The following is a 12,059-nucleotide window of genomic DNA, read 5'->3' as shown; positions in this document are numbered from 1 at the left end:
CGTCGACTGGTATTTCCCGACCGCCGTCATCGATGTCGTGCTGATGGGTCTCTACCGCAAGGTTGGGCTTCTGGGGCGGCTGTCGGGCCGGATGAAGGCGCACGCGGAGGACTGCCTGAACCGTGTCGGTATGGCCGACTTCGCCCATCGCCAGATCGGGCAGCTTTCGGGCGGCCAGCAACAGCGCGTGTTCCTCGCCCGCGCGCTGGCGCAGGACGCCGATCTCTATCTGCTCGACGAACCCTTCGCCGGCGTGGATGCGGCGACGGAGCGGGCGATCATCGATGTGCTGAAGCTGCTCAAATCCAAAGGCAAGACGGTCGTCGCCGTGCATCACGACCTCTCGACGGTGCGCGACTATTTCGACCATGTCTTCCTGATCAATGTGCGGCGGATGGCCGAGGGCACCGTTGAGGACGCTTTCACCACGGAAAACCTGCAAGCCACCTATGGCGGGCGGCTGGCCGCCACGCATCTTGACGAGCTCTCCATGGCGGAAGGAAGGGCCGGGTGAACACCTTTCTTCAGGCGCTCCTGCTGCAAGCCGGCTACAACGCCGCGCTTGTGGCCATCGGCGCCGGACTGCTCGGCTTCGCCGCCGGATCTTCCGGCACATTTCTTTTCCTGCGCAAGCGCGCTCTGGTCTCCGACGCCGTCGCCCATGCGACGCTTCCCGGTGTCGGCCTCGCCTTTATAATCATGGTGAGCCTGGGCGACGACGGGCGTAACCTGATCGGGCTCCTGCTCGGCTCCGCGGTCACCGCCTGGATCGGGCTGCTGCTGATCGAGTGGATCACGCGCCGCACGCGTCTGGCCGAAGATGCGGCGATCGGGGCGGTGCTCGGGGTGTTCTTCGGCCTCGGCATCGTGTTCCTTACATTCATCCAGACCATGAATGCGGGGCGGCAGGCGGGCCTTGAGAGCTTCCTGCTCGGCTCCACCGCGGGGATGCTCTTTCAGGATGCCATCGTCATCGCCATCGGCGGGTCGCTCGCCGTCTTTGCGACATGGCTCCTGCGCCGTCCGATGACGCTTGTCGCCTTCGATCCGGGCTACGCGGCGGCCATGGGCTATGACGTGCGGCGCATCGACCTTTTGATGATGGGGCTGGTGATGGCGGTCACCGTCATCGGGCTGAAGCTCGTGGGCCTGATCCTGATCGTGGCCATGCTGATCATCCCCGCGGTGACCGCGCGCTTCTGGACCGAGCGGTCGAACCGCGTGATCTGGATCGCGGGCGGCATCGGCGGCGTATCGGGCTATCTGGGCGCCGTGCTGTCGGCCTCGGCGCCCGCCCTGCCGACGGGGCCGATCATCGTTCTGGTCGCGGCGGTGATCTTCATCTTTTCGCTTCTCTTCGCCCCGGCGCGCGGGGTCCTGGCCGCCGTGATCCGTCATCGTCGCTTCCAGCGGCGCGTGCATCGCCGCCAGGGGCTGCTGGCGCTTGCCGCACAGCACCCGATCCGTGAAGCCTATACGGTGCGTTTGCTCGTCCGGGAGGGGCTTATGCGCCCCGACGGCGTCCCCACGCACGCAGGCCGGGCGCGGGCCGCCAAGATCGCCCGTGACGAAAAGCGCTGGGATATCGCCCGCGAAATTCATCAAGACGCCGGACTGACCGGCCGCTATGACGGCCTGACCCCCATCGAGGAGGTCTTCACGCCCGATGAAATCACAGAGTTCGACCGCCGCCTCGGGCCGCCGGTCGTCGTGGGAGGGGCGTGATGGGCTCCGAATTCGTTCAGTTCTCGCTGACGCCGATCCTGATCGGCATCTTCGCGTCGATCGCCTGCGCGCTGCCGGGCAATTTCCTGGTGCTCAGGCGACAGGCGCTGATCGGCGACGCGATCAGCCATGTCGTGCTGCCGGGCATCGTCGTGGCCTTCCTGCTGACGGGCATCGTCGCCGCGATCCCGATGCTTCTGGGCGCGGCGGGCGCGGCCATCGTCGCGGTGATCCTGATCGAAGCGGTCAAGCGGCTCGGCAATATCGAGCCGGGCGCTGCGATGGGCGTCGTCTTCACCGCGATGTTCGCCGCCGGCGTGCTGATCCTCGAACAGACCGATACCAGCAACACCCATCTCGATGTCGAGCACGCGCTGATGGGCAATCTGGAAAGCCTGATCTGGTTCAGGGCCGAGGGCTGGCACTCGCTTGTCGATCCCGTCGCGCTGGCCTCGCTTCCGCATGAGCTGGAACGCATCGTGGTGGTCTGCGCCCTGGTGGCGTTGTTGACCTTGATATTTTGGCGCTGGCTCAAAATCTCGACCTTCGACGAGGGCTTCGCCCAGGCGCTTGGCCTGCCGGTCGGCCTGATCGGCTTTTGCCTGGTGGTCGTCGCCGCCATCGCGGCGGTGGCCGCTTTCGACGCGGTCGGCTCGATCATCGTCATCGCCATGTTCATCTGCCCGCCCGCCGCAGCGCGGCTGATGACCAACAGCCTTGAACGCCAGATCTGGTGGAGCGTCGCCTTTGCCACCGTGTCGGCCGTGCTTGGCTATGTCTTCGCCGGCTACGGGCCGCTGTGGTTCGGCGGCCAGAACGCGGTCAGCGCCGCCGGCATGATCGCCGCCGTCTCGGGCGCCATTCTCGGCCTTGCCTGCCTGTTCGGCCCGCACCGGTCGCGGATCGGCGCCGGCAAGGAGGAAGCGGCCATCTGACTGCCCGCCGGTAAAGGCTCCCAGGGCATGTTCCCGAAAAGTGTATGCGGTTTCCGGATAAGGACATGCTCAAGATCAAAGAGCTGGAGCATTGCGCGTGAAGCGGGGATCACGAGAATTGCATCCATTCCGTTTGCCGGCCGGTGAGCCGATCCGCCAGGAGAAGCGCCCCTTCGACACGCTCAGGAGCGCGTGGCGGTGCTGCGGGCAAGCGGTTCGATGCCGTGGGCGCCCGCCGGCCGGTCGCAAACCCACCCGGAACCGGGTTGACCGGTTCGGGCGCTTCAAACTGCATGGCGCGGCAAGCGCCGACCGGTGGGCCGGGCCGGCACAATGGTTCAATCTCATCAAAGAACGCCCTAATCGGCGCCGCGCACGCGGATGCTCAGCCCTTCCTTCGGCTTGATGACGCGCTGGACGAAGAAGACCAGCGCCGCCATGCCGATGCCGATAATGTCCGTCAGCACGGACCCCTCGATCAGCACCAGCGCGGTTCCGACCAGCGCCACGCGCAAGAACCAGACCGTCTTCCTGCCGAAGAACCAGCCCTGCACGCCGGAGGCCAGAAGGAACACGCCGAGCATGGCGGTCAGGAACGCGCGGACGATCTCCAGCGTGTGCGATTCCATCAGCAGCGCGGCGTTGTAGAAGAACATGAACGGCACGACGAAGGCGGCGATGCCGATCTTGAACGAGGTGACCGAGGTCTCCATCGGGTTGGCGCCCGAAATCCCCGCCGCCGCGTAGGAGGCGAGCGCCACGGGTGGGGTGATCGCCGAGACGACGGCGAAATAGAAGACGAAGAAATGCGCCACCAGCGGCTGGATGCCCAGTTCGACCAGGCCCGGCGCGACCACCGAGGCGGCGACCGCGTAGGCGGCCGTCGTCGGCATGCCCATGCCCAGAAGGATGGCGATGCACATGGCGAAGACGAGCGCCAGAAGCTGCGAGGCCTCGGCCAGGCCCAAAAGCAGATTGGAGAAGCGCGCGCCCACGCCGGTCAGCGAGATGACGCCGACGATGATGCCGGCACAGGCGCACACGGCGATGATCTGGATCGACATGACGCCGGCCAGTTCGAACGCCTTGACGATCGAGCCCAGATTCATCGCCTCGTGCGTCTTGTCGCCCTGGGGACCGGGATGGCGGGCATGGCCGCGCCGACGCCGGTTGAGCGCCCACAGCCCCAGCGCGATCACCAGCAGCACGCCACCGGCGGCGGCCAGGGTCTGGTCGAGCGCGGCGAACAGGCCGTAGGCGGCAGCGATGATGGCCGCGACGATCAGCGCCTGCAATCCCAGCGAGGTGAGCATGGAGCTTTCCCGCCCGGACATCAAAAGGCGCGTCAGGCGCATCTCGGCGGGCGCGAGCCAGCTCACGACGGCGGCGGCCACCGTGGCCAGCGTGCCGGCCCGGATCACCGAATAGCCCTGGAACAGGGCGACGATCAGGATGACGATCGGGATGAACAGGAAGACGCGGCGCACCATGGCGCGCAGCTTGGGCAGTTCGTCCTCGCGCATGCCCCGCATGCCGAGCTTGGCGGCCTCGAAGTCGACCATGAAGAAGATCGACGTGAAATAGAGGATGGCGGGGATGATGGCGGCGATCGCGATTTCCTGATAGGGAATGCCGGTGATCTCGGCCATGATGAAGGCGCCCGCGCCCATGATCGGCGGCATGATCTGACCGCCCGTCGAGGCGGCCGCCTCGATCGCACCGGCGGTCTTCTTGTGATAGCCGACCTTCTTCATCAGCGGGATGGTCAGCGAGCCGGTGGCGACGACATTGCCGGCCGAGGTGCCGTTGATCATGCCCATCAGGCCGGAGGCGAAGATCGCCACCTTGGCCGGCCCACCCCGCGCACGGCCTGCCGTCGCGAAGGCGAAGTTGACGAAATAGTCGCCAACCTTGGACGCCTGAAGGAAGGCGGCGAAGATGATGAACAGGATGATGTAGGTGGACGAGACCGCCGTCGTCGGCCCCAGGATGCCGGCATCCGTGTAGACCTGGCTGAAGAAGCGCTGCCAGGAGATGGCCGGCGAATTCAGAAAGCCCGGCAGGTGCTGGCCGGTGAAGACGTAGAGCAGGAAGATCAGCGCGATGACCACCAGCGCCATGCCGGCGACGCGGCGCGTCATCTCCATGATCAGCAGCGTACCCGCGACGGCGGCGATCGAAATGCCGATGGGCGCGAAGGGGGTGCCCGTCGCGTTGCGCATCAAGGTGCCGTAGATGGCGATCAGGTAGGCGGCGACGGCGATGCCGCAGACGGCGAGGACCAGATCGAGCAGGTTGACCGCGCCGCGCTGGCGCCGGTCGAACCAGGAAAGGACGATGCCGCCGACCGTTGCGACCATCAGCGGCGCGCCGAACAGCCAAGTCTCGTTGAAGCGGATGCGCGCGTCGATCCCGTTCCACATCACGCCGCCGGCGATCTCGACGGCAAAGGAGAGCGCAGCACCCAGCGAGACGAGCGCCGGCACCATCAGGGCCAGCGCGGCCCAGGTGAAGACCGGCCTGACCTCGGCCCTGTCGGTCGCAAAGCGGGTGCCGCCGAACAGCAGGAAGCCGAGCAGCAGCGCGCCGGCGATGTGGACGATGCGGAAGTTCCACGTCTCCATCGGAAAGGTCGGCAGGAAGGGGACGACCAGCAGGCCGCCGGTCATCTCCGAGATCGACAGCCCGTTGAGCGCGGCCATGTGGAACGCCGCGTACACCGTCGCCAGCAGGCTGACGAGCAGATAGGTCCGGCCCTTGTAGATGCGCCGGTTGCCCTCGACGGGTTCCTCGTCGACGCCGTCCGCCAGCACGACATCGTCATCTCTTGCGGCTTGCTGGCTCATGTGTCCCCTCCCTTTCGCGGCGCCAATCTTGCCGCGTTACAGGCCAAACGCCACGCCCGGCGTGCGGGCGCGGCGATCTCGTGTCTGCACCGGACGGCGGCGGTCAGCCGCCGTGGATCATGTCGGCGGGAATGTCCGCGCCGGCATTGTCCTTAAACCAGCGGGCGGCGCCCGGATGCCATTGCATGACCTGGTTCCTGTCCCAGTTCTCGGGCAGCGTCGACCGGGCGGCGCGGTGGATGTTCACCATCCGCTCATTGTCGGACATGACGATGTCGACCACGGCGTTGACGAAGCTCTCGGGCAGGTCGCAATTGGCGATGGCGAAATTCCACATCGACACCGAACGCGCGTCGCTTTCGAGCGTGGTGTAGGTTTCGGCCGCGATCGAGAACCGGGAGACCGGGAAGGCGTCCATGATCGCGGCCTGTTCCGCCTCGGTGAACTCGATGATGTTCACGTCGGTCTGCACTTCGAGCTGGCTGACCGCGGGCACCGGCACGCCGGCGGCAAAGGCAATCACGTCCAGAAGACCGTCCTGAAGCTGGCCGCCCAGATCGGACCAGCCGCCGTTGCGGCGCTCGAACTCGACGCCGAGCGCCTCCATCATGCGCGGGAAATAGGTGTCCGAGGTCGAACCGGCGGGGCCAAAGCCGATCTTGGCGCCGGCCGGAATGTCGGCGATCGAGGCGATACCCGATGCCGTCAGGGCCGTGACCGAGAACGGCGTCTGATACATGGGAAAGATCGCGCAGGCATTGGTCATCTGAAGGCCCGGCGCGATCGGGTTGGTTCCGGCGATGGATTCGGCGGCCGGACCCATGGTCGTCATGCCGAACGCGGCTTCGCCGGTGTGCACCAGCGCCATGTTCTGCATCGGGCCGCCGGTCACCTCGCCGCCGCCGGAGATGCCAAGCTCGTCGGCCACGAGATTAGCCCAGCCCGAGCCGTAGGCAAAGTAGGTGCCGCCCTGCGAGGCGGTGCCCACGGTGAAGCTTTCCGGCCAGCCCTGGCGATCTTGCGCATTGGCCGCCGGCACGGTCAGCGCGACGATGGCAACGGCCGACATCATCAAAGACAGTTTCATGGAATCCTCCTGGTTTATTCCCGGCGCGACGGCACGACGATGCGGCGACGTCAGCCGGCTGTCGAATGGGCCTCCCCCATTGGCGCGTCCGCGATGCGGACACGGCCCGCCTTGTTGGAGGCGAAGGCGCCGCGCGCAAGCAAAAAAGCGGCGTCAACCGTGGTTGCGCGAGGGTGGCGCGCCGCCGATGGGCGGTTTGTGTAACAAACAGCGCCGGACATGGGTGGAAAACGACACAGGCGACCGGACGGCAAGGTCAGCCCTTGTCGCCGCCGGTGAATGTTTCGCGCGCCAACTCGTGCTTCTGCATCTTCTCATAGAGCGCCTTGCGCGACAAGCCGAGCGCTTCATAGGTACCCTTGAGGCTGCCGCGATGCGCCGTCAGGCTTGCGGCGATCAGCGCCTTTTCGTGCTCGGCCATCTGGCCGGCGAGCGTCCTTGGCGCGGCGGATGCGGCATCGGCGGCGCCGTTGCCCGCCAGCCCCGGATCGAGGCCGAGGGCAAACCGGTCGGCGGCGTTGCGCAACTCGCGCACATTGCCCGGCCAGGCCCGCGCCGAGACCGCCGCGAGCACGGCGCCGGGGACCGTCGGCGCGGGCAGCTTGTAGCGGGCCGCCGCCTCGTTGACGAGCTGGACGAACAGGCGCGGAATGTCCTCGCGGCGCTCGCCAAGGTCGGGCACGCGCAAGGTGACCACGTTGAGCCGGTACAAGAGGTCGCCGCGGAAGGCGCCGGCCGCCGCTTCCGCCTCAAGGTCGGTCTTGCTGGCGGCGATGAAGCGGACATTGAGCACGACGGGCTCGTTGGAGCCGAGCCGCGTGACCGACCGGTTCTGGATCGCGTGCAGCAGCTTGGCCTGCATGGGCTGCGGCATGGATTCGATCTCGTCGAGGAAGATGGTGCCGCCGCGCCCATGTTCGAACTTGCCGTAGCGCGCCCGCGTCGCGCCCGGAAACGCGCCCGCCTCGTGGCCGAACAGTTCGCTCTCGATCAGCGCCTCGGGCAGCGCCGCGCAGTTGATGTGCACGAAGGGGTGCCCGCCGCGGGCACTGGCGCGGTGCAGGGCGCGGGCGGCGACCTCCTTGCCCGTGCCGGTGGCGCCGAACACCAGGACGTCGGCCTCGGTTTGCGCGATGGCGCGAATCCGGCGGCGCAGCTCCACCATGACCGGGCTCCGCCCGCCCAGCCGCGCCTCGATCGCGTCGCGCCCGCCGACCTGGGACCGCAGCGCCCGGTTCTCCAGCGTCAGGCGCCGCTTGTCGAGCGCGCGCCGCGCCGCGTCGACGAGCCGGCTCGGCGCATAGGGCTTTTCGAGGAAGTCGTAGGCGCCCTCCCGCATGCACTGAACGGCCAGTTCCACATCGCCATGGCCAGTCACCAGAATGACCGGAAACTCGGGATCGATCTCCAGCGAGCGGCGCATCAGATCGATGCCGTCCATGCCCGGCATGCGGATGTCGGTCACCAGCACGCCGGGGAAGTTGCGCCCGATGCGCGCCAGCGCCTTGTCGGCCTGATCGAGGCAGGTGACGTCGAGGTCGGCCAGCTCCAGCGCCTGCCCGGCCGCAAGGCGCAGATGCTCCTCGTCGTCGACGAAAAGGATCGTCTCGCCGCTCATTCGGCGGCGACCGGCGCGCCCCGGCGCGCGTGCGCGCCCGGCGCCTCGACGCGATCGAGGTCGACGGCGAAGACGGCGCCGCCACGGCCATGGTTGTGCACCGACAATTTCCCGCCGAAATCGCGGATGATGTTGTAGGAGATCGACAGGCCCAGACCGAGCCCCTTGCCGGGGCCCTTGGTGGTGAAGAACGGGTCGAACACCTTGGTGCGCAGGCCCTCGGCCAGCCCGGCCCCGTGATCGCGCACGGCGATGCGGCAACGGCCCGCTCCGGCCGCGACCGACAGTTCGATGAGGGGGCGATCGGCGCCCTCCATCGCATCGAGGGCATTGTTGAGCAGGTTGACCACCACCTGCTGGAGGCGGACATGGCCGCCAAGGACCCAGACCTCGGATGCCGGACGGTCGAAGGCGACATGCGCGCCAGCACCCTTCAGGGGCGCGGCCATCAGGTCGAGCGCATCGTCGATGACGGCCAGAAGCGGGATCGGGCCGATCTTCTGCCGCGGGCGGCGGGCGAAGTTGCGCAGATGCCTGGAGATGGCGGCCATGCGGTCGGTCATCTGCGAGATGCGGGCGACATTGCCGCGCGCCCTGTCCGCCTGCCCCCTGTCCAGGAAGGCGACCGCGTTCTCGGCATAGGTCTTGACCGCCGCCAGGGGCTGGTTGAACTCATGGCTGAGCGCCGCCGACATCTGGCCGAGCGCGGCCAGCTTGCCGGCCTGGACCAGTTCGGCCTGCGTCGTGCGCAACTGCCGCTCGGTCGCCTTGCGCTCCTCGATCTCGGCGCGCAGCTTGCGGTTGGCCGTGTTCAGGTCCTCGGTGCGCTCGGCGACGCGGCGCTCCAGAAGATGCTGGGTGGCGCGCTGCGCCTCCAGCCGCTCGACGAGCCGGGCACGCCGTTGCAGGAAGGCCGCCGCGATCAGGCCGGCGAACAGGATCGCCAGAACGAGCAGGGCGAGCGTCAGCAGCGCCTGGGTCTGCGCCGGCCCGGTCGGTGTCAGGATCGCAACGCGCCAGCCCGCCTCGGCGATCGGCGTCATGCTGGTGACATAGTCCTCGGCCTGGGCGCCCGAGCCGACGGTCGCGAACGAAATCCGGCCGCGACCGGCCGACCGGTCCACCGGCAGGGGATCGAGCTGATCGAGCGGATATTGCCGGTTGGCCTCGATCTGCGCGAGCGCGGCCGGCGAAAGGGGCGACAGGGTGCGGAAATGCCATTCGGGCCGGCTCGCCATGAAGATGACGCCGTTGGCGTCATGGACGACGATGTCGGTGTCGCCGGCGCGCCAGGCGTCCTCGAACGCGTCGACCGTGAACTTGACCGCGACGACGCCGAGGGTCCGGCCCGCGTCGAACACCGGGGCGGCGAAGAAATAGCCGCGCTCGCCGGACGTCGTTCCCAATGCGAAATAGCGGCCGATCCCGCCCGCCAGCGCCTCGGTGAAATAGGGGCGGTAGTAGAAGCTGCGCCCGACGAAGGAGAGTTCCTTGCGGTGGTTGGACGCGACCAGCGTCAGGCCGGTGGTGTCCATCAGATAGACGTCGGACGCGCTGACCTGCTCGGCCGTCCGGCGCAACTGCTCGTTGATGCGCGCGCGCAGCGCCCCGTTTTCCGGGTCGCGGAGCAGGTCGCGCAGAACCGGCCGTTCGGCGATCAGGGCGGGCAGCGGCTCGTAGCGGCGCAACGCCCCTTCAAGGCCCTGCACGGCAAGGCGCAGTGTCGCCTCGCTGCGTTCGCCGGCCTGTAGCATGAAGGTCCGTTCGAGACGCGGCATCGCCGCAAGGCTCAACGCCAGCGCCACCAGCACGACGCCGGCGAGCCAGAGCGCCGCACCCTTGCGGCCGAACGCGTTGCGAACTCCTCCCGTCATGGCGCGATTATGGCGCGGTCCCGGCGGCCTAGGCAAGCCGTCAGGGCTGCGGCGCAACGGGCGCGCCCGCGCGCAATGGCCGCACCGGTCCGAAATCGTCCCGGCCGCGCTTGACGGCGGCCCGCGGGATGGGCTGTTTGCGGCCATGGCCGGACCCGACACCCGAAGACGCCGCAGCCTCCGTCCGGGGCCACGACGGCGCCGTCTTCGCCGACCATGCCCTCCATCACAACAAGGGGAACTGAAATGACCGAACGGTTCGAGATCATACGGCCGGACGACTGGCACCTTCATCTGCGCGACGGCGCGGTGCTGAAGGCGGTGGCCCAGCACAGCGACTGGGCGGGGCGCGCGATCATCATGCCCAATCTCGATCCACCCGTGACGACCGGCGCGCATGCGCGCGCCTATCGCGACCGCATCGTCGGCGCGCTGGCCCCCGGAACGGACTTCACGCCCCTGATGACGCTGTATCTGACCGAGGAAACGGACCCGGACGATGTGGAGGCCGCAGCGCGCGCGGGCGTGGTGACGGCGGTCAAGCTCTATCCGGCCGGGGCCACGACCAATTCCAGCCAGGGCGTGCGCGAGATCGGCCGCGCCATGGCCGTGCTCGAACGCATGGCGGAGATCGGCCTGCCGCTGTGCGTGCACGGCGAGGTGACCGACCCCGAGATCGACATATTCGACCGCGAAGCGGTCTTCATCGACCGGATCCTGCTGCCATTGCTCGACCGACTGCCCGAACTGCGGCTGGTGATGGAGCACATCACCACGGCGAACGGCATCGACTTCGTCGCCGGCGCGCCCGATTCGGTCGCCGGGACCATCACCGTCCAGCACCTGATGCTGAACCGGAACGCGCTGCTCGCCGGCGGCGTGCGGCCGCACTATTACTGCCTGCCCGTCCTCAAGCGCGAGGACCATCGCCAGGCCCTGCGCCGGGCGGCCACCTCGGGCACGGCCAAGTTCTTCCTGGGCACCGATTCGGCGCCGCACCTGACCGGCGCCAAGGAATCGGCGTGCGGCTGCGCCGGCTGCTTCACCGCGCCCGTCGCCCTTTCCTGCCTCGCCCATGTCTTCGAGGAGATGGACGCGCTCGACAGGATCGAGGCGTTCGCCTCGCGCAACGGCCCGGCCTTTTACGGCCTTCCGACCAACCCGGAGACGATCACGCTGCGGCGCCAGGACACGCCGGTGACATGGCCCGCGACCGTCGACACGCAGGAAGGTCCGATCACCGTGTTCGATCCGGGCGTGGCCGTCTATTGGCGCGTCGACAAGCATGCTAACGGGTGAACGCATGCAGGCAACCGGAACCCGAGGCCGATGAACACGACGTTCCCCGACAAGAAACAGATGGCCGAGCTGACCGTGCGGATGCTCATGGAGATCGAGGCGATCCATTTCCGCGCCGACGCGCCGTTCATGCTCACATCGGGGCTGGCGAGCCCCGTCTATATCGACTGCCGCAAGCTGATCTCCTATCCGCGGATCCGCGCCACGCTGATGGACTTCGCCGTCTCGACGATCCTGCGCGAGATCGGCTTCGAACAGATCGACTGCGTGGCCGGCGGCGAGACGGCCGGCATCCCCTTTGCCGCGTGGATCTCCGAGCGGCTCGGCCTGCCGATGCAATATGTCCGCAAGAAGCCCAAGGGCTTCGGGCGCGACGCGCGGATCGAGGGGCACCTGCCGGAGGGCGCGCGGGTGCTGCTGGTCGAGGATCTGGCGACCGACGGCGGCAGCAAGATCCGGTTCTGCGAGGCGATCCGCGAGGCGGGCGCGCAGGTCGCCGACACGATCGTGATCTTCCATTACGACATCTTCCCCGAAACGCTGTCGCGCCACGGGGTCCGTCTGCATGCGCTCGCCACCTGGTGGGACGTGCTCGAACAGGCAAGGGGCGCCGCGCTGTTCGACGCGGCCACGCTGGGCGAGGTGGAGAGCTTCCTTCACGCCCCGCTCGACTGG

9 protein-coding genes are annotated in these 12,059 nt (G+C 67.9%); 5 read left to right on the top strand and 4 right to left on the bottom strand.

The window, feature by feature from the left end:
* The 3 genes from AC5E6L_RS09670 to AC5E6L_RS09660 form a co-directional block, all read left to right on the top strand.
* On the top strand, positions 1-514 hold a 514-nt coding region (locus AC5E6L_RS09670; RefSeq protein ID WP_491772903.1), incomplete at its 5' end, for a metal ABC transporter ATP-binding protein.
* Entirely contained in the window at positions 511-1,725 is a 1,215-nt protein-coding gene (locus AC5E6L_RS09665) for a metal ABC transporter permease (RefSeq protein WP_491772901.1), read from the top strand. The genes AC5E6L_RS09670 and AC5E6L_RS09665, both read left to right, overlap by 4 nt.
* A complete protein-coding gene (locus tag AC5E6L_RS09660; RefSeq protein WP_491230110.1) occupies positions 1,725-2,660 on the top strand; it encodes a metal ABC transporter permease in 936 nt (311 codons plus the stop codon). Before AC5E6L_RS09665 ends, AC5E6L_RS09660 begins: the two co-directional genes overlap by 1 nt.
* A gap of 359 nt (positions 2,661-3,019) precedes the next feature.
* On the opposite strand, the gene AC5E6L_RS09655 is transcribed toward AC5E6L_RS09660, so the two are convergent.
* The 4 genes from AC5E6L_RS09655 to AC5E6L_RS09640 all read right to left on the bottom strand — a co-directional run bounded on the left by AC5E6L_RS09655 (position 3,020) and on the right by AC5E6L_RS09640 (position 10,085).
* Entirely contained in the window at positions 3,020-5,506 is a 2,487-nt protein-coding gene (locus AC5E6L_RS09655; protein WP_491772899.1) for a TRAP transporter permease, read from the bottom strand.
* A 103-nt stretch (positions 5,507-5,609) separates the two neighbouring features.
* Positions 5,610-6,593 carry a TAXI family TRAP transporter solute-binding subunit gene (locus tag AC5E6L_RS09650; RefSeq protein WP_491230367.1) on the bottom strand — a complete coding sequence of 328 codons (984 nt, stop codon included), beginning with the start codon at positions 6,591-6,593 and terminating at the stop codon, positions 5,610-5,612.
* A 256-nt stretch (positions 6,594-6,849) separates the two neighbouring features.
* Positions 6,850-8,211, bottom strand: coding sequence for a sigma-54-dependent transcriptional regulator (locus AC5E6L_RS09645; RefSeq protein ID WP_491772896.1), 1,362 nt, complete (start codon positions 8,209-8,211; stop codon positions 6,850-6,852).
* Entirely contained in the window at positions 8,208-10,085 is a 1,878-nt protein-coding gene (locus tag AC5E6L_RS09640; protein ID WP_491772894.1) for a sensor histidine kinase, read from the bottom strand. The genes AC5E6L_RS09645 and AC5E6L_RS09640 overlap by 4 nt, the downstream gene beginning before the upstream one ends.
* Positions 10,086-10,331: 246 nt before the next feature.
* Between AC5E6L_RS09640 and pyrC the strand changes: the two genes are divergently transcribed.
* Complete coding sequence (gene pyrC, locus AC5E6L_RS09635; protein ID WP_491230330.1) at positions 10,332-11,384, top strand: dihydroorotase; 1,053 nt, start codon at positions 10,332-10,334, stop codon at positions 11,382-11,384.
* A 30-nt stretch (positions 11,385-11,414) separates the two neighbouring features.
* A partial coding sequence (locus AC5E6L_RS09630) for an orotate phosphoribosyltransferase (protein WP_491772892.1) occupies positions 11,415-12,059 on the top strand: 645 nt, incomplete at its 3' end.

This window comes from Roseitalea sp. (genome assembly GCF_984466335.1).
The sequence above is the reverse complement of the archived record's forward strand: the minus strand, read 5'-3'. Positions and strand labels throughout refer to the sequence as shown.

What these genes read in the sequence shown, in the direction of transcription:
- AC5E6L_RS09660 (WP_491230110.1), top strand. Translation starts at nt 1,725, where the DNA reads ATGGGCTCCGAATTCGTTCAGTTCTCGCTGACGCCGATCCTGATCGGC.
- AC5E6L_RS09655 (WP_491772899.1), bottom strand. Translation starts at nt 5,506, where the DNA reads ATGAGCCAGCAAGCCGCAAGAGATGACGATGTCGTGCTGGCGGACGGC.
- AC5E6L_RS09650 (WP_491230367.1), bottom strand. Translation starts at nt 6,593, where the DNA reads ATGAAACTGTCTTTGATGATGTCGGCCGTTGCCATCGTCGCGCTGACC.
- AC5E6L_RS09645 (WP_491772896.1), bottom strand. Translation starts at nt 8,211, where the DNA reads ATGAGCGGCGAGACGATCCTTTTCGTCGACGACGAGGAGCATCTGCGC.
- AC5E6L_RS09640 (WP_491772894.1), bottom strand. Translation starts at nt 10,085, where the DNA reads ATGACGGGAGGAGTTCGCAACGCGTTCGGCCGCAAGGGTGCGGCGCTC.
- pyrC (WP_491230330.1), top strand. Translation starts at nt 10,332, where the DNA reads ATGACCGAACGGTTCGAGATCATACGGCCGGACGACTGGCACCTTCAT.